The 17,784-nt window shown below is 32.5% G+C and carries 18 protein-coding genes; 11 read left to right on the forward strand and 7 right to left on the reverse strand.

What is annotated here, in order from left to right; translation table 11 throughout:
- The first annotated feature begins 409 nt into the window (after nt 1-409).
- Nucleotides 410-703 (forward strand): DUF3817 domain-containing protein, encoded by a 294-nt coding sequence (locus tag KWG70_RS06585; protein WP_230935203.1) that lies wholly within the window; start codon nt 410-412, stop codon nt 701-703.
- Complete coding sequence (locus tag KWG70_RS06590) at nt 700-1,938, forward strand: mechanosensitive ion channel family protein (protein ID WP_230935204.1); 1,239 nt, start codon at nt 700-702, stop codon at nt 1,936-1,938. The genes KWG70_RS06585 and KWG70_RS06590 overlap by 4 nt, the downstream gene beginning before the upstream one ends.
- Here KWG70_RS06590 and KWG70_RS06595 read toward each other — a convergent pair whose 3' ends face one another.
- The gene (locus KWG70_RS06595) at nt 1,939-2,328 is read right to left on the reverse strand and encodes an acyl-CoA thioesterase (RefSeq protein WP_230935205.1); all 390 of its coding nucleotides are present in this window, start codon (nt 2,326-2,328) and stop codon (nt 1,939-1,941) included.
- A gap of 129 nt (nt 2,329-2,457) precedes the next feature.
- Here KWG70_RS06595 and KWG70_RS06600 point away from each other — a divergent pair, with 129 nt between their 5' ends.
- Entirely contained in the window at nt 2,458-3,072 is a 615-nt protein-coding gene (locus tag KWG70_RS06600; RefSeq protein WP_230935206.1) for a dioxygenase family protein, read from the forward strand.
- A 3-nt stretch (nt 3,073-3,075) separates the two neighbouring features.
- Here KWG70_RS06600 and KWG70_RS06605 read toward each other — a convergent pair whose 3' ends face one another.
- Nucleotides 3,076-3,960, reverse strand: coding sequence for a DUF72 domain-containing protein (locus KWG70_RS06605; protein WP_230935207.1), 885 nt, complete (start codon nt 3,958-3,960; stop codon nt 3,076-3,078).
- Nucleotides 3,961-4,055: 95 nt separating this feature from the next.
- Here KWG70_RS06605 and KWG70_RS06610 point away from each other — a divergent pair, with 95 nt between their 5' ends.
- The 3 genes from KWG70_RS06610 (at nt 4,056) to KWG70_RS06620 (ending at nt 6,026) form a co-directional block, all read left to right on the forward strand.
- Complete coding sequence (locus KWG70_RS06610) at nt 4,056-4,661, forward strand: TetR/AcrR family transcriptional regulator (RefSeq protein ID WP_230935208.1); 606 nt, start codon at nt 4,056-4,058, stop codon at nt 4,659-4,661.
- A 53-nt stretch (nt 4,662-4,714) separates the two neighbouring features.
- A complete protein-coding gene (locus KWG70_RS06615) occupies nt 4,715-5,464 on the forward strand; it encodes an SDR family NAD(P)-dependent oxidoreductase (protein ID WP_230935209.1) in 750 nt (249 codons plus the stop codon).
- A 148-nt stretch (nt 5,465-5,612) separates the two neighbouring features.
- Complete coding sequence (locus tag KWG70_RS06620; protein WP_230935210.1) at nt 5,613-6,026, forward strand: glyoxalase; 414 nt, start codon at nt 5,613-5,615, stop codon at nt 6,024-6,026.
- Here KWG70_RS06620 and KWG70_RS06625 read toward each other — a convergent pair.
- Nucleotides 6,023-6,703, reverse strand: coding sequence for a DUF2461 domain-containing protein (locus KWG70_RS06625; RefSeq protein ID WP_230935211.1), 681 nt, complete (start codon nt 6,701-6,703; stop codon nt 6,023-6,025). The two genes, KWG70_RS06620 and KWG70_RS06625, sit on opposite strands and share 4 nt — an antisense overlap.
- 203 nt (nt 6,704-6,906) lie before the next feature.
- Here KWG70_RS06625 and KWG70_RS17950 point away from each other — a divergent pair, with 203 nt between their 5' ends.
- Entirely contained in the window at nt 6,907-7,278 is a 372-nt protein-coding gene (locus tag KWG70_RS17950) for a hypothetical protein (RefSeq protein ID WP_317206752.1), read from the forward strand.
- 131 nt (nt 7,279-7,409) lie between these two features.
- Nucleotides 7,410-7,832, forward strand: a complete 423-nt coding sequence (locus KWG70_RS06635; RefSeq protein ID WP_230935212.1) for a hypothetical protein — start codon at nt 7,410-7,412, stop codon at nt 7,830-7,832.
- A gap of 84 nt (nt 7,833-7,916) precedes the next feature.
- Here the strand turns inward: KWG70_RS06635 and KWG70_RS06640 are convergent, their stop codons facing one another.
- From KWG70_RS06640 to KWG70_RS06655, 4 genes are all read right to left on the reverse strand, one after another.
- Nucleotides 7,917-8,777: an N-acetylglucosamine kinase gene (locus tag KWG70_RS06640; RefSeq protein ID WP_230935213.1), complete on the reverse strand. Its 861-nt coding sequence runs from the start codon at nt 8,775-8,777 to the stop codon at nt 7,917-7,919.
- A gap of 58 nt (nt 8,778-8,835) precedes the next feature.
- A complete protein-coding gene (gap, locus tag KWG70_RS06645) occupies nt 8,836-9,837 on the reverse strand; it encodes a type I glyceraldehyde-3-phosphate dehydrogenase (protein ID WP_230935214.1) in 1,002 nt (333 codons plus the stop codon).
- A 51-nt stretch (nt 9,838-9,888) separates the two neighbouring features.
- Nucleotides 9,889-10,875: a 6-phosphofructokinase gene (pfkA, locus tag KWG70_RS06650; protein WP_230935215.1), complete on the reverse strand. Its 987-nt coding sequence runs from the start codon at nt 10,873-10,875 to the stop codon at nt 9,889-9,891.
- A gap of 137 nt (nt 10,876-11,012) precedes the next feature.
- Complete coding sequence (locus KWG70_RS06655; RefSeq protein ID WP_230935216.1) at nt 11,013-15,413, reverse strand: translocation/assembly module TamB domain-containing protein; 4,401 nt, start codon at nt 15,411-15,413, stop codon at nt 11,013-11,015.
- 106 nt (nt 15,414-15,519) lie between these two features.
- On the opposite strand from KWG70_RS06655, the gene tsaD reads away from it, so the two are divergent.
- Genes tsaD through KWG70_RS06670 form a run of 3 tightly spaced genes read left to right on the forward strand, consistent with a single transcriptional unit; the run spans nt 15,520 to nt 17,331 of the window.
- Nucleotides 15,520-16,542, forward strand: coding sequence for a tRNA (adenosine(37)-N6)-threonylcarbamoyltransferase complex transferase subunit TsaD (gene tsaD / locus KWG70_RS06660; RefSeq protein WP_230935217.1), 1,023 nt, complete (start codon nt 15,520-15,522; stop codon nt 16,540-16,542).
- Nucleotides 16,543-17,001: a hypothetical protein gene (locus KWG70_RS06665; protein ID WP_230935218.1), complete on the forward strand. Its 459-nt coding sequence runs from the start codon at nt 16,543-16,545 to the stop codon at nt 16,999-17,001. It abuts the gene before it with no gap.
- Between the two features lie 3 nt (nt 17,002-17,004).
- On the forward strand, nt 17,005-17,331 hold the full coding sequence (locus KWG70_RS06670) for a TfoX/Sxy family protein (RefSeq protein WP_230935219.1): 327 nt from the start codon (nt 17,005-17,007) through the stop codon (nt 17,329-17,331).
- The last annotated feature ends 453 nt before the right edge of the window (nt 17,332-17,784 follow it).

The raw sequence follows: 17,784 nt of genomic DNA on the forward strand, positions 1-17,784 counted from the left end.
CAAACATATAGACCATAAATAACCATGAAAAGTACATTATGAAACTGTACTTAACAGAGCACTTTTACGTGTTTATTGTAAATTTTGGGAAATCAACGGAACAATTCTGTCGATTAATAGCTTTTTAAAGTTAAAAATAAAATCTACTATTCGCATTTTTTGTGGATAAAAACCATGATTTTATTGGCATTTTCGACAAGTTGTTAAAAAAAATGGATGAATGAATAATCGGCAAAAATCACTACAACGTTGTAGTTGAATTTATCAATTTGATAATTTAACCCCATCAAAAAAAATAATTCTTCAAGTTTTACAAATTAATAAGAAAGGATAAGTGGATTAAAAAAAACAGCTAAATATTGAGGCTATTCGTATCACATGAGGTAATTTTGCAACAAATTAAAATGCAATGTTATCTTTATTAAATAGTTTCAGAATTATAGCACTTTTAGAAGGTGTGTCTTACATTTTATTATTATTTGTAGCAACACCAATAAAATATTTAGGCGATGACCCAATGTATGTAAAATTACTTGGTATGCCTCACGGAATACTATTTCTAGCTTACATCGTTTTGGCCATTATGGTTGGGCAAGACCTTAAATGGAAAACAAGAACATTGCTAATTGTATTAGTGGCCTCTATCATTCCTTTTGGAACGTTTTATATTGAAAAAAAATATCTGAAAAATAAAGCCTTATGATGGATATTCGACACTTCATCTATGATTATTTAATCTCTATTGGATTAAATGACACTTCTGCAAAGTATGTAAATATGCTTGTGCTTAGTATCTCTTTATTGATTGTATTATTCATCATTGATTATATTATTAGAAAGGTTCTTGTAAATGCGTTTAATGCTTTTGCTGTAAGATCTAAAACAAATTTCGATAACATTCTTGTTAAGAATAAGGTTCCAAGAAATATTGCCCATATTATCCCTCTATTAATCGCTATTGAATTTATTCCTATCATTTTTTCAGATTTTGACTATCTAGAAACCATTATAGAAAAGGGTTCAAAAGTATTTGGAATCATACTGACATTATGGATTGCTAGAAGTGTTTTAAATACTATTAAAGATTATCTCAAAACATTAGATCGTTTTAAAGATAAACCCATAGATAGCTATATTCAAGTCTTCATGATTTTTGCATGGGTCATTGGTATATTTTCATCTTTTGCTATTATTAGTGGTATTTCATTTTGGAAGTTCGTTACGACTTTAGGAGCTGCCTCAGCAGTGATTATCTTAGTGTTTAGAGATACTATTCTTGGTTTTGTGGCTAGCATTCAGGTATCGATAAATGACATGGTACGCATTGGTGACTGGATTACTTTTGAAAAATATGGTGCAGATGGTGACGTTATCGAGATCAATCTAGCAACAGTTAAGGTCCAAAATTTTGATAAAACAATAACTACAATTCCAACGTATGCATTAATATCTGATTCTTTTAAAAATTGGAGAGGTATGAGTCAGTCTGGTGGCAGACGCATTAAGCGTTCAATTATCTTAAAAGCGACTAGTGTTAAATATTTAGATGACCAGTCGATAGAAAAATTGAAAAAAATAGAGCTGATCAGTGATTATTTAAATCATGGACAAACTGTTATAAGAGCATCTAATGAGGAAAAAAATGTGGATAAGTCTATACTCATTAACGGTAGAAATTTTACCAACATAGGCGTATTTAGAAAGTACATTCAAACCTATATTGAAAATCACTCAGCGATTAATAAAGACATGACCATTATGACGCGTCAGTTAGCACCAACACCACAAGGATTGCCTTTAGAAATCTACTGTTTTAGTAGTGATAAACGCTGGGAAAATTATGAGTATATCATGTCCGATATCTTCGATCATGCTTTAGCTGCCGTCCCTTATTTTGAATTAGAGGTTTATGAATTGACTACAGGAATAACAACATAGTTACTCCTCTAACCTATCTCTTACAAACTCCACTTCAGTTTTACCATGAGGTGCTGGTTTTCCATCATCACCTAGGTTAACCATAATGATATTGTCTACAGTGAGTATGGTTTCTCTAGTCATTTTATTCCGAACCTCACATTTCATAGTTAAAGATGAGCGACCAAACTTAATAACTTCTATACCAATTTCTATAATATCACCTTGCTTGGCAGAAGCCATAAAGTTGATTTCAGACATATACTTTGTGACTATTTTTGAATTTTCCAACTGAATGATCGTATATAAGGCTGCTTCTTCGTCGATCCATGCTAGTAGCTGTCCTCCAAATAAGGTATGGTTAGGGTTTAAGTCTTCAGGTTTTACCCATTTACGTGTGTGAAATCTCATATTTTTTATGTAAAGATTGGCATTTATTGGCAAAACACATAATCTGTTGTTAATCTTTTTCTAAACTTTTCTTAATCAGACCTTCAAATGTTGTGGGAATAGTATTTTTATAAGGCTAAATCAATCAAAATGAAACATTTAATTACACTAGTAGTTTGCATAGTATTACTTGTAAGTGCTTGCGCTCAATCACAAAATACCAAAGTTGGAGGACCATGTCAAGGCTGTGAAGCTGTTAATGAATACGGACAAAGAATATTAAAATCTGTTGATACAATTTATGGTTTTGATACCATGCCAAATAAAATTAAGGTCAGTGGTACCGTTTACAAAAACGATGCAAAAACACCTGCTAAGGATGTTATTTTATATGTGTATCATACCGATCAAAATGGTCGTTATCCAACAAATGCATCATCAAAGGGTTGGGAAAAAGATCATGGTTATTTAAGAACATGGTTAAAGACAGATAAGAATGGTCGCTATGAGTTTTACACAACACGTCCAGCTTCATACCCAAACTCTACTGTACCACAACATATACACATAACAGTTAAAGAACAAGATATTAATGCCTATTACGTTGAGGATTTTTATTTTTCTGATGATCCAAATATTACACCAAATATTTTAAACCGAAAGAAACCTAGAGGCGGATCGGGAGTTATAACATTAAAAGGTAATGGGTTGATTAAATCGGCCAGTAGAGATATTATATTAGGATTGAATATTCCAAACTACTAGAACCTAAAATAAGGTGCCATTGTCTTCATTTGGAACTTTTAAATCATAACCTAGTTCAGCATTTAGCTTTTTAATAAAATAAGCAGATAATAATGGGGATTCTTTTTCAATGTTTTGATGAATAAAAAAGTCTATTTCCTTTATGCCTTGCTCCTTCCATTCTTTTAAACGAATAACCCAATCATCCAATCGTGTATAATCACTTGTATGATTTGCACCAACATAGCGCACAAAAGCCGTCGCATTTGTTAGTCTCATATGCATTAAATCTCGTCTTCCAGCAGTATCTACAATCACATTAGAAATATTATTACGCTCTAATAAATCATATAACTGATTCGCCACAGCTTCATCATTATACCAATTTGTATGTCGAAACTCAACGGCCAAATCTATTTCTTTGGGCCAACTCTCAATAAAGTGCACTACTCTATTGAAATCTTTCGGCGCAAAATTTGAATGCATTTGTAAAAATATGGTTCCGAGTTTTTCTTTGAGGTTGATGGCACTATCCAAGTAACTATCAACGACTGAACTCACTTCATTAAGGCGTTTCCAATGACTAATTTCCTGATTTAATTTAGGAAAGAACTTAAATCCTTCAGGTGTTTTATCGTACCATTTTGAAAATTGTTCAGGTGGAAAAATTCGGTAGAACGTGGCATTTAGCTCTATTGAGTTAAACTGGTTAGAATAATAAGCCAATTCATCTTTAGTCCCTCTAGGATAAAACCCTTTTAAATCGGCTCTATTCCATTTTGCACAACCAACATAGATCTCTGGAATATTATCATCTTTAAACTTGCTCAAAACTCCAGCTGTATCTATATGATCTTGAGGTAAACTAAGGTCTAAATCCTGAGGATTCTCTACACTTCCAAATTTCATATTGTTGTTTTTACCAAAGATAATGTATTCTCCATTTTTAAGAAATTTCAGTATAACAAAACCTTAACAGTCTGATAAAAAAATAATGCTTAATTTTGAAACGCTCATTTCAAATAGATATGCCAAAAGTAGAAACTTTCAATAGAGATTTTGTAGTAGCACAAGCCACAGAAGTATTTCATGACAAAGGTTATAACGCAACCTCTATGCAAGATTTAGTAGATGCAACTGGTTTAAATCGATCAAGTATTTACAACTCATTTGGATGCAAATTACATTTATATTTAGATTGTTTAAAAGCCTATCAATATAAATATCAAAAGAAAAACTCCAATGTCTTATTGGATGCTACAAATGCTATTGAAGCCATTGAATTACTATTTAATATGTATTTAGAAGAAATGATCAGTCACAGCAATGACAGAGGCTGTCTTATTGCAAATTGCAAGTCTGAAATGGCTAATCACGATGATAAAATAACATCGTTTTTAAATCGAGACCAAAAAAACACTTTAGACTTTCTTGAAGATTTGGTTTCTAGAGGTCAAAATCAAGGTGACATTAATACTAATAAAATAGCGAGCGAATATGCCTTGTATCTTTTTAGTTCTCTACAGGGATTTAGAATGACCGGCATTTTGGTTCAAGATAAAGATCATTTAAAAAGTATTATTAAAACAATACTTCAAACATTAATTTAATTTTTTTTAATTCAATTTGAAACGATTGTTTCAAATAACAATAATTATATTTTATGAATACATTACAAAATAAAGTCGCCGTGATTACTGGCGCAAATAGCGGAATAGGTTTAGCAACAGCAAAACTATATTTAAAAGAAGGAGCAAAAGTTGTTCTAGCCGGAAGACGAAAAGAAGCACTCGAAGAGGTTGCTAAGAATTTGGAAGGTGAATTTATAACTGTGGTTGCAGATGTTGCTAAACCATCAGATAACATAAATTTAATTCAAGAAGCCAAGAATGCATACGGAAATATTGATATTCTTTTTCTAAATGCTGGAGTTGCACCTCCTACTCCAACTACAGATATTACTGAAGCGCATTACGATGAAATATTTAATATCAATGTAAAAGGTCCAATATTAACCACTAAAGAAGCACTTCCTCACATAAATGACGGTGGAACTATTTTGTTCACTAGTTCTATAGTAAACCAAAAGGGGTTTGACGGATTAGGAGTGTACTCGGCAAGCAAAGGAGCACTTAGATCTTTTGCCAGAGTATTGACTTCAGAAGTTAAATCAAGAGGAATTCGAGTAAATTCTATTGCTCCAGGGCCTATTAACACTCCAATTTATGGGAAAATGGGATTACCAGAAGATGTTGTTGAAGAGATGGGTAAAGGGTTTGCTCAACAAGTACCTTTAGGTCGTTTTGGAACATCTGAAGAAGTTGCTAAAACTGCATTGTTTTTGGCTTCAGATGCTGCATCATATATTAACGGAATCGAGCTTGAGGTTGATGGAGGTTTAAGCCAGATATAAATGAAATTGATAGATTGATTAGATTGGTTTCAAAAAGCGTAATGTAATTGTAAACATTACGCTTTTTGTTAATAACACCGTTGACAACATATAAAACAGTCTAAATATTTAGAATGCTTAATGTCTATATTTAATAAAAATTAAAGCCATGAATGATCGATCTACTAACTTAAAATCTATACGTCCTATAATAGCTTCAGCACAAGTTAATGATTCAATGACCACTGAAGAGTGCTTTCAAAATGCGACCTTACGTCCAATTATAAAAATGCAAAACCACCTATTGATTCTGGTATTTAGAAACTATATAGAAAAGCGGAAAAATGTATTTTATGATCTATCCTTGACTAAGCAATTAGCTTATATAGAAAATGCCATTCATAAAGATATGAAGTTTAGAAACTCGGTAAAGGGAATGATCATCGGACAATTCACCGTCGAAGAATATGAGCTATATATTCAAAATTCTTCAGCATTAAATAAGCGTATGATGAATATTGTCAAAGAACGCCTTGTTAGCAATATCCAATTATTTACACAACCATTGGCTAAAGCTATTTAAATAATAGACTCTCCATTTAAATTGGTCGTTAACACATCGCTCATATAATCAAAAAATGGTCTAATAGCTTTAAACGAGGTGTTGACATCGTCAATAAAATTGTCGCTTGTTACCTCTTTATCTGTATATTTTTTAGTGAAAATGTATTGTTTTTTCCTAATAAGATCTATAGCTGGATGATCTTTATCAAAATCTCTTGGCGCAGTTTTTAGTTCATCTCCAACAAAATCTCCCCAAACGGACTTAAATTTTTTCTGACCAATAATTTTGCGTATCTCATCATCATCCTGTTCAAACTCTCGACGTATTCTTAATAAGTCATCTTTATTTGGTTCCCAAAAACCAGTCGCGATAAAAGATTCATTATTGGGTTGAATATGAACATAATACCCACCTCTTAGCTCTGGCTTTTTTCTGTGGAAAGATCCACCGAAGTGCGTTTTATATGGCAACTTATTCTTTGAAAATCGTACATCTCTATAAATTCTGAATAATTTAAATCCATCAACAACGTCATGTTTATTTAAAGTGTCATAGATAAATTGGTATGCCTCTTTTGCTTTTGCTTCATTGGTCTTGAATTCTTTTTTATGCTCGTTAAACCAATCACGATCATTATTTTTTTCTAGTTTTTTAAAGAAATCTAGAATTTCTTTTGAGAATTTTGGAGTTGCCATTTGATCTGTTTTTTCAGTTTAAAAATACGAAAAAGTATTGATTGTAATAAACAGTTAAATACATACTAAAACTAACGCTTTGATCATACGTTCGCTAACATAAAAACGAATAAAGGACACACTCAGTATTAAACTTTTATATTTTGCTCCATATCATTTATTAAAAAAGCAGTAATTTGAAAGCATAGTATCTTTTAGGCATAATGACCATCTATAAGGCAATAAGTTATATCTATGTAAATAGCTGGTTTACAGGATTTAAAATCGCTACCTTTGAATTATTAATAAATAGCTTGCATATTGGTGTTTTTTTTACTAATATGCGAGACTATTACTACAAATATATATACATGGGAAGACCTCCAACAAGACCAATAAAATTCAGAGATGGATTCTATTTAGAAATACGAAATAAAGGTAAAAGTACTGGAATTAAATTACACAGAGACACCAAGGAACAGATGATGCGAACTATAAAAGAATATGAGCATTCCAAAGATGTTCTTATTTTAGGTGAATCTAAAAATGGAAAATGGGTTAATAAAACACCTGTACTTCATGTTGTAGAAGATTAAAGTACACATAAATTTAAGTGTTACAAACTCAACTTAGTTTTATAGTTATTATAAAATTGAGTTGAGTTTTTTTATGTTATCGCATTAATTTTTATAAATTGTTATGTTTTACTAACTAAAATTACTTAATTATGACAGATTATTCAACCAATAAACCACCTGTTTGGTTTTGGATCGTAAGCGTGTTAGCACTAATTTGGAACCTTCTTGGTGTTGGAGCTTATTTATCGCGACATTTTATGACAGATGAAATGATAGCCGAGTTAGAGCCACAACTACAATTTGAAATGGCTTATGAGCATCCAGCTTGGTATACAGCTATATTTGCTATTGCCGTATTTGGAGGAGTGTTAGGATGTTTAGGTTTATTACTAAGAAAAAAATGGGCCTATTTACTTTTTATAATATCATTTTTATGTGCTACAGCACAACAAATCTATTATGTAATGGAAGTAGAAGGTACAGATAAAGTAATGCCAATAATGATTGTCATTGTTTGCCTATTTTTGATATGGTTCTCAAAAATGGCAAAGTCAAAAACTTGGATAAAATAACAATCTAACCAACCTATTTTATCCTAAAAAGGCATTAGAAAATTCTAATGCCTTTTTTTATTTTCATATGATTTAACTCATACATCACATATTTTTAATATGATAAGCGACTAGACCTTCAATAGGACGTCTTTCAAAATTTCCTACTGTAAATCCTAATTCATCAGCAACTTCGCGTATTTCCGTTTCAGAAAAGAACGCTATAGAGCCTGCAAAATGTACAGGCACCGTCTTGAGCTCTTCCTTATATTGAAAGATCATATTATTAGTAAATACTCGAATTCCACTTTTGATAAGTGTTTTTATATATTCTGAATCTTTATTCAAAAACATAAACTCTGCAAAACTAGCTAGATATGCATTCGGATTTGGCTGCTTGTATAAATTGTATTTTATGTAATCTGCATCCAAATTATATTTATGCTCAAACGCAACTTTAATATCTTCTGGCATATTATTATAGTAATAATCTTTGATGAGCTCTTTTCCGAAGTAATTACCAGAAGCATCATCCATAATTGTGTAGCCCAATGATACAACGCGTTGATGCAACTTATGACCATCAAAATAACTACAATTAGAACCAGTTCCCAAAATACAAACTACTGCAGCCTCATCGTTATGATTAAGCGTTGCTCTTACAGCAGCCATAGTGTCTTCTTGCACATCTACTACTGCATTAGTGAAAATAGATTCTAATACACCTGTAAGAATTAATTTTGGATTCGTTGTTCCACAACCTGCGCCATAAAAAAAGATGTGAGTGACCTGATCTTTAAATTGCATGAGTTCGTCACTCTTCTTTATAATCTTATTAAGTTTTTTCTCTTTTAAAATTGCTGGATTAAGTCCTTTGGTACGGATTTTTTCATGAAGTTGTTCGCCATTTTTATCAACAGCAATCCAATCGCATTTTGTAGAGCCACTATCAGTAATTAAAATCATGTGCTAGGTATAAAAAATAAATCCGTAGTTTATGAATAGCTACGGATTTAAATGAATATTATAATGTATTTACTTTTTGAGCAAGGTCAACTAACTTATTAGAATAAGCAAACTCATTATCATACCATGATACAAGTTTAAAAAACCTTGAGTTGAGTTCGATACAAGCGTCAGCATCAAAAATGCTTGTACGTGTATCGCTCACAAAATCTTGAGAAACTACAGCATCTTCGGTATAACCTAAGATACCTTTCATAGAACCTTCAGATGCTTTTTTGAATGCTTCTTTAATAGCTTCTAATGATGTTTCTTCTTTTGTTCTAACAGTTAAATCTACCACAGATACGTCGGCAGTTGGCACTCTAAACGCCATACCAGTTAACTTACCATTTAGTTTTGGAATAACTTTACCAACAGCTTTTGCTGCTCCAGTAGTTGATGGGATAATATTAACGATTGCTGAACGTCCCAAACGGTAATTCTTACGAGAAGGGCCATCAACAGTTAATTGTGTAGCTGTACTAGCATGAATAGTTGTCATTAGCGCTTCTTCCAATCCGAAGTTATCATCAACTATTTTTGCCATTGGAGCCAAACAATTTGTTGTACAAGACGCATTTGAAACAATATTATGATCTCTAGTAAGCTCATCGTCATTAACACCCATAACAAACATTGGTGCATCTTTACTTGGTGCAGAAATCACAACTTTCTTAGCACCTGCTTGGATATGATAATCTGCAGTTTCTAATGTTGTAAAAATACCTGTACATTCTGCTATTACTTCTGCTCCTACTTCATCCCATTTTAAATTTTTAGGATCTCTTTCAGCAGTTACTCTTACTGTTTTTCCATCTACAACTAAATGTCCATCTTTCACTTCTACAGTTCCGTCAAAATTTCCATGTACAGAATCATACTTTAATAAATATGCTAAATGCTCTACATCTAGCAAATCATTAATTGCAACAACATCTACATCGTCACGTTTTACAGTTGCTCTAAACACGATTCTTCCAATTCTACCAAAACCGTTTATTCCTAATTTTAAATTTGACATTTTCTTCTTTATTTATTTTTATTATGTTATTATTTGATTTTTTAGTCGGAATTATACAGTCATAATATCAGAGACGCGTAACAATTCCATATTGATTTCAGATTTACCTTTTACAGCTTTATCTAGAGGTGTTAATGCTATTTTATCATTTAAAAGACCAACCATTAAATTGGTTTTTTCTTCTAACAAAGCTTCCACAGCTTTAACTCCCATTCTACTTGCCAAAACACGGTCAAAACAAGATGGCGATCCACCGCGTTGCATGTGTCCTAATACTGATACACGAACATCATACTCGATCATATGTTCTTCGACATAATCTTTAAGTTCAAACACGTTTTTACCAATTTTATCACCTTCGGCTACGACAACGATGCTTGATGATTTTCCAGATTGCTTACTACGTCTTAAGGATTCTAGTAATCGATCTAAGCCTAGATCTTCTTCAGGAATTAAAATTTCTTCCGCTCCTGCTCCTATACCAACGTTTAGTGCAATGTGACCAGCATCTCGTCCCATGACTTCTATAAAGAATAATCGATTATGAGAACTTGCCGTATCTCTAATTTTATCTATAGCATCTACTACAGTATTTAGTGCTGTATCGTATCCCAACGTATGTGATGTCCCATAGATATCATTATCAATGGTTCCAGGAATTCCTATAACAGGAAAATTAAACTCCTTGTTAAAGATCATGGCACCTGTGAATGTTCCATCACCTCCAATTGTGACTAACGCATCAATATTTGCTTCAGTCAATTTTTCATAGGCTTGTTTTCTACCTTCAGTAGTTCTAAACTCATGAGAGCGTGCCGATTTTAAAACAGTACCACCTTTATTTATGATCCCTTTTACACTTCGGGCATCCATAGATTTGAAGTCACCTTCGATCATACCTTCATAGCCTCTGTAAATACCAACACATTCAATATTATGAAATGCACAGGTTCTCACCACAGATCTTATGGCAGCATTCATTCCTGGAGAGTCTCCTCCAGAGGTCATTACACCAACTTTTTTTATCTTTTTTGACATATAATTTCTATTTCAAAAAGTAAAGCTAGTAAACAAAAACTACAATAAAAATGGAATTGGAGTTTATTTAACAAGGTGACAAAAACTCAAACGTTTTCGTTAATAAAAAAAAGAAAAAATGTTAAAAATGAGAGAGATTAATTGTTTTTTGAGTCATTTTTTGATTTGATATTGATAAAGTCTGGAGTTAATTTTTCAAGGTCTTGTTCCTTTTTCTTTACAGGTTTTTCTTTATCCTTTTTATTCTTACCAGAAAATATAATCTGTAGTAATTCTTTGAACGTATCAAATTCGACATTATAAGTAATACCAGCTCCTTGCGTATAGCCTATTTCTTCTCCAAAATTTCTAATGCTATTTTCTCTGTTAAAAAATGAAGCCTTTAGTGTCCCATCTTCATTAAGTAACACATCAATTCTAACATCTCCTGCAATTACGGTTTCCTCAACGCCTCCAATAGGCACACCAACTTTACCATTAATAAGAACGCGATCACTTATTTTAGTACTTAAGGTAAGATCTAATCGATCACCAGTTTGATAATCGGCCGTTTGTTCACCTGGCTTATACCCAAAAGATGCTTGCACTTTATCATTTCCTGTTGACAATATACTATTTATCAACCCATTAACTCTGTCGGCAACCGTTCCATAAGCTTGCTGCCCTAGACCAATGTCACTTTGAAACGAACCTGTAACAAGTAAGAATGTTCCTTGTGTGAAACGACTTTCTTTAGTTTCTAAACGATAATCAAGCTCAGATTTAATTGTAGAATTCACTGTTGGGAAATTAAATGTAAAATCAGATTCTGGCTGTTCTAATTGTCCGATAAGATTTATCTCTACTTCAACATCAATACTTCGATTAATTGGATTATCAAGTAGTACAGATGGATTCGCTTCGGTTTGGTAAACAGCTGTTAAGTCTATATTCGCTTTTAGAGGGTCACCTTCCCAACGTATACTTCCACCTGGGACCACCTGTAATTTCTTTTGTACCAATCCTCCATAAGCAAAATTATAATTCCCTTCTACGACTTGGAAGTCTCCAAACATCTGAAACTTTCCGTTGGTATTGATATCAAATAGTAAATTTCCATTTCCTTTTCCTTGAATGGTACTTCCTTGGTTTCTATCAATTACAATTTCAATATCAGCATACGGATTAACAAATAAGTTAAACTCTAACTCTAAACCTTTTACTTCTTTTGCTGTAGCTACTTTGCCTTTTTCACGAGCTTCTTTTTCTTCTGGACTAATAAAGCGTATATAAGAGTTTTCTCCGTAGGTTTCATAGTCATTTAAAGGGATTTTAAAGATTGTTCCTTCAGCAGTACTACCATTAAATTCAATTTTCAATTCATTTGTTGGACCAACAATATCAGCAGTACCATTAACAAATGCAGTTCCATAATACAACTCTTCTTCATCATATTCGGTATCAAGAACCAATAAGCGATCGGTTTCAATCTTTAAGCCTAATCGCCAATCTGAAAAATTCTGGTGACCAATAAATCCATTTAAAGTCGCCTTAGAGAAAAACTCAGAATCGGTAATCTCTACATCTTGAAATATAAACTTTTGGGATTCTAATTTGACTTGAGAATCAAAATCGAAACTATAATCCACATTAAGATATGGAATAGTCAATCCAGCATTATCCAGCAATAAATCGCCATCAAATTGTGGCTTTTTTAAACTACCAGACACTTTTGCGTTTCCTGAAACTAAACCTCTTATGTTGGTAATTACGCCTTCACCAAAAGGATCTAAAGGGTCTAAAAGAAATTCTTCAAAAACAACATCGAGATCAATATCGTTAGAATCTACATCAATGGTTCCTTTGGCATCAAGCGATTTTAAATTGTCATTTGTAAGCGTTACATCAACATCATAATTGGTTAAGGATTGATTTCCTTTTATCAATGCATTTAACTCACCCAGCTCATAATCATTGGCTTTTAAATCACTAATCACAACAGTAGAATTAGGCAAATAGACACCCTCATTTTGGAGAACCTCTAACTTTCCATTAACCCGTCCTTCTAGTTCTAAACTATCCACTCTAGGTGTGATTTTGGTAAGATCTACATCTGTAAAGTCTAATTTTAAATCTTTGTAATTACCACCTTGGAGAACACCAGACAATTCAATTCGCTCATCAAAATGATTCATTACCATTTGGCCAATATCAAAATTTTTGAAATCTCTTGTAAACGCTATTTTATGAAGGTTATTCTTTTCTTCGTTTATGGTCCAGGTATTTCCTTTAAAGGTAACGTCAGATTTTCTAAACCCTACAACCGATTTATTATTCTCATCAATGGTATAAAACATACTGAGGTTAAAATCATCAGCATTTCGTTTTCCGCCTTTAAATTCTGATTTAATAAATAGCGTATCACGCTGGGTAACGTTAATCAAATTGAACTTCGATACATCGTAGTACTTGGTGCTTAAAGTGTCAATTTCAACATAGGTATTGAATAGCGGATTACTATTATCTATGAGCAATGAAATATCATTAGCGAAATAATCGAATAATTTTATTTGCGGTGATTTAAATGTTAAATTAAACTGTTTCTCATCGGTTTCTATTCGTCCTTTTATCGTAGTATTTGGTCCGAGTTGCACATCGTTATAGAACACTTCAACAATTTTATTATAAACTTTGAAATCAAACTCAAGGTATTGATCTGTTTCAATTTCATTTGGAATATAATTGGTGTAAATACTGCCTACCGAATTTTCTACCAGTTTACCAATGTCTTTAAATTTAAAATCACCACTCATCGTTCCTTGAATAATGTCTGGCGAATTTATAGTTAAGATTCGTTTTTGATTATCAAATCTAGATTCAATTTTAAAATCTTTAAAATAGTATTCATCATTTTGATTAACATAGGTTGTATTCTTGAAATTTAGAGTTCCGTAGGCGTCATCAATTGTAGAACCTTTCATCGAAGTGGTCACATTTCCACGAAATACAGAGGTGCTGTCCTTGGTAATAAAGTTAAGTGCTTTTAAGTTGGCATATTCAACGTTGGCGTTAAAGTCGAATGTCTTTACTTCTTTTGAAAGATCTGCTAATCCGTTAAATTTAAATTTGAAATTTTGATCATTAGATTGTAATAATCCATTAAAAATTTGATTTCCTAATTTACCCGAAACATCAACATCTTTGTAATCATAATCATTGTATTCAATATGAAATACTTTACCAGTAATTTGGGTGCTTAAATTATCAAGAGTAAATCCTTGACCATCAACATCCAAATTAAATGAGGTGGCCTTTACTTTTGGATCATTTAATAAAGCTCCAATATTAAATTCATCAAAAACCACATTTCCTTTATAACTCGCATTATCAATATCATCTACATGATTCATCTCCATATCAGATACGATCAAACCAAGTTGCGTGTTGATATTTAAATCTGCATCGATTCTAGTATCTGTAATGAACGATGTTCCGGTAATGGTAAAGTTACCAAGTTTTGAAAATACGCTAGGGATAGATTCTCCCAATATGTTGGGAAGCAACGCTCTTAAATCGTAGTAGTTTGATGACAAATTATCAAAACGACCATTCATAGAAAAATCGCCTTCAGTTTTACTAAAGAGGTTTTTAAAGTTTATGTCACCATAGATTTTACTTCTTCCATTAGTATTAAGCTGAAGGTCTTCAGCATTTAAATCATTAAGAGTTCCTGTAAGGCTAACACTCAATTTTGCTTTTTGGTTCTTACCAAATTCGTCATAGAATGTATTAAGATCATTTAAGAACACTTCTGAGTTTCTAAAATTTGCCGTTACCTTAACCTTGTCTTCAAATTCTTTGAAATCTTCTCGATTGTAATCGAACCGCACATTTCCAATAAGACTAGAGTTGTCGGTTTTGATACTAAGATTATCAAAAGTCATATGTGTTAGTGTGTACTCGAAATCGGTAGACATATTCTTGACATAAGCACCACGACTATCTTTAAAGTTTAATGTGTTTATACGAGCATTGACATCACTACCTGCGATAACAAAATTGGTAGCGTTAATATTGAGGTCGTTAAACTCCAAAACTTTATGTGTGTCTCGGTTTTCATCAATGAGTCTAAATGTACCATCATATATAGACACATCACTAGAGGATAACAAAAATTCACTTTTCTCTTTTCTTGGGTTATCTTCATCAAACTTTGCAACAAAAACATCTAGATTAGTATCATTGGCACCTTCGTAGGTTTTAACATTAAAGGTGAGGTTCATGATATCTATATCGCCAAAATTTAATTTACCGTTAGAAATATTACGATAATTTAAGATGGATGTGTTTAGCTCGTCAATGGCAATAAGTGTATCTTTTTTGTAATCTTCAATGTAAATCTCCTTGAGTTCTACATCACCATTAAATTGAAGTCCGACCTTACCAATATTGATATTCGTACCAAAATCATCATTAACTCGTTTTGTCACATATTTCCCAACGCTTGTTTGAACTGCAGGTATAGAAAATACCAACACCAAAATGATGAATAATAGCAAAATAATTGCTAATATTTTTGATACTATTTTTAGGAATTTCTTGATACGCTATGAAAGTTATAACTTTGACCTCAAAATTAACAATTATTGTGCCTAATTTATATTAATGACATCACAAAATATATATATTCTTGCTATAGAGTCATCATGCGATGATACTGCAGCTTCTGTAATGCATAACGGAAAGATTTTAAGTAACATTGTTGCTAATCAAAAAATACATGAAGCCTATGGTGGCGTGGTTCCAGAATTAGCCTCAAGAGCACACCAACAAAATATCGTTCCTGTAGTTGATCAAGCATTAAAAAAAGCAGGTGTAAATAAAGAACAGCTCAGCGCTATTGCTTTTACAAGAGGTCCTGGGTTAATGGGCTCTTTATTGGTTGGAACTTCATTTGCAAAATCGTTGGCTTATGGTTTGAATATTCCTCTTATTGATGTCAATCATATGCAGGCACACATTTTAGCTCATTTTATTGATGAGGCCGATTTTAAAAAACCTCCTTTTCCGTTTTTAGCAATGACCATATCTGGAGGTCATACCCAAATCGTGAAAGTGAATTCGTATTTTGACATGGAAGTTATTGGTGAAACTATTGACGATGCTGTTGGAGAGGCCTTTGATAAAAGTGGAAAAATACTAGGATTAGGATATCCTGCAGGACCCGAAATAGACCGTCGTGCTAAATTGGGTAATCCAAAAGCCTATGCCTTCACTAAGCCAAAAGTTGACGGACTTAATTTTAGTTTCTCTGGATTAAAAACGGCTATTCTTTATTTTATTCAAAAGCAAGTAAAAGCCAATCCCAACTTTATCGAAGCACATTTAGATGATGTCTGTGCTTCTATTCAGTATACAATAATTGGGATATTAATTGACAAACTTAAGCTTGCGACCAAACAAACTGGAATTAAACATATTGCCATTGGTGGTGGTGTTTCAGCAAACTCTGGAATACGTCAGGCCTTAAAAGATGGTGAACATAAGTTTGGCTGGACCACCTATGTGCCAAAGTTTGAATATACAACAGACAATGCGGCTATGATTGCTATTGTTGGCCATTTAAAATACCTTGAAGGTAATTATGCAGATCAAAGTGTGATGGCTTCGGCAAGATTAAAAATCTAATTGAAACAGTATTATCCACATATCTATTTCTTTATCACAGCGTTTGTGATTATTTTAATTGGAGAAGCGTCGATATTCCACCTTGGTAATAGTGCATTAGATATTAATGTTCATGACACCTATTTTGTTATTGCTCAACGAGAAATGGCAATTGTATTATGTGTTCTGTACCTATTAGCAGGTTTTATGTATTGGATATTTCAGAAATTGTCCATTAAATTATACTCAACACTAACTGCAACTCATACTATTATTACTCTTGGTGGCATTTATTTTTATCACGCAGGATTACTATACTTCACTTACTTTAGCGACCCAGACCCTTTTACTTCACTACTCAGCAATAATGAGAACATCTTCAATCTTACTATGTATTTTTCGTTATTAATAGTACAACTGCTTTTTATAGTTAATATTATAATTTCTATATTCAGACATCTAAAAACGAAAAGCAAATAAAATATGGCATTCAACGAGCAACTCGCCAACCGCATTAGAGAACAACTCAAGTTCTTTCCCGAAACGTTTACTGAAAAAAGAATGTTTGGAGGTCTCTCATTTCTATACGAAGGTAAAATGACCGTAGGCATCATTAAAGAAGATTTAGCAGTAAGAATTATTGCAGATAAAATGGAAGTTGAATTAGCCAAACCTACAGTAAGACCAATGGATTTTACAAAAAGACCAATGAAAGAGTTCGTCTATGTGTCTAACGAAGGGGTTAAAACAGAAACTGAATTATTACATTATATCGAATTAGGATTAGAACATGCAAAAAGTAAATTATAGATGAGCGATTTTCATGTCATCTCAAGGCTATTCAACCAATTTTTAGACAATTTATTTTTTGGTTTTGCATTAATAACCATATTTGCATTAATTACGTATTTGTTCTTTAAAACTAAGCTGATTTATAATTTTATACAGCACTCAATCAGAGTAGCTAGAATTTTGGCCATTATCTATTTAATTTTGTATCTGGCCTCGACGATATCCTATTATCATTCTAGTGATTTTGAGTTTTTTAAAAAAAGAACTACAGGTCCGTATGCTTGGGCTTATTGGCTGATGTTACTACGACCATTTATATTTTGTGGATTAATACAATTATTCTGGTTAAAAACTGTACGCTCAAAGATGCGTTACGTTGGTTTATTGATGATACCAATTTCAATAGCAACATTGTTTTCGGGCGCTATGTTTGAAAAACTGGTGATTATAAATGCATCCTATCATCGAAGT

The organism is Psychroserpens luteolus (assembly GCF_021032705.1).
Lineage (GTDB): Bacteria > Bacteroidota > Bacteroidia > Flavobacteriales > Flavobacteriaceae > Psychroserpens > Psychroserpens luteolus.

Coding starts and splice junctions, on each gene's coding strand:
- KWG70_RS06590 (WP_230935204.1), top strand. CDS start 700: ATGATGGATATTCGACACTTCATCTATGATTATTTAATCTCTATTGGA.
- KWG70_RS06615 (WP_230935209.1), top strand. CDS start 4,715: ATGAATACATTACAAAATAAAGTCGCCGTGATTACTGGCGCAAATAGC.
- KWG70_RS06635 (WP_230935212.1), top strand. CDS start 7,410: ATGACAGATTATTCAACCAATAAACCACCTGTTTGGTTTTGGATCGTA.
- KWG70_RS06600 (WP_230935206.1), top strand. CDS start 2,458: ATGAAACATTTAATTACACTAGTAGTTTGCATAGTATTACTTGTAAGT.
- KWG70_RS06670 (WP_230935219.1), top strand. CDS start 17,005: ATGGCATTCAACGAGCAACTCGCCAACCGCATTAGAGAACAACTCAAG.
- KWG70_RS06585 (WP_230935203.1), top strand. CDS start 410: ATGTTATCTTTATTAAATAGTTTCAGAATTATAGCACTTTTAGAAGGT.
- gap (WP_230935214.1), bottom strand. CDS start 9,837: ATGTCAAATTTAAAATTAGGAATAAACGGTTTTGGTAGAATTGGAAGA.
- KWG70_RS06640 (WP_230935213.1), bottom strand. CDS start 8,777: ATGATTTTAATTACTGATAGTGGCTCTACAAAATGCGATTGGATTGCT.
- KWG70_RS06620 (WP_230935210.1), top strand. CDS start 5,613: ATGAATGATCGATCTACTAACTTAAAATCTATACGTCCTATAATAGCT.
- KWG70_RS06605 (WP_230935207.1), bottom strand. CDS start 3,960: ATGAAATTTGGAAGTGTAGAGAATCCTCAGGATTTAGACCTTAGTTTA.
- tsaD (WP_230935217.1), top strand. CDS start 15,520: ATGACATCACAAAATATATATATTCTTGCTATAGAGTCATCATGCGAT.
- pfkA (WP_230935215.1), bottom strand. CDS start 10,875: ATGTCAAAAAAGATAAAAAAAGTTGGTGTAATGACCTCTGGAGGAGAC.
- KWG70_RS06595 (WP_230935205.1), bottom strand. CDS start 2,328: ATGAGATTTCACACACGTAAATGGGTAAAACCTGAAGACTTAAACCCT.
- KWG70_RS06625 (WP_230935211.1), bottom strand. CDS start 6,703: ATGGCAACTCCAAAATTCTCAAAAGAAATTCTAGATTTCTTTAAAAAA.
- KWG70_RS17950 (WP_317206752.1), top strand. CDS start 6,907: ATGACCATCTATAAGGCAATAAGTTATATCTATGTAAATAGCTGGTTT.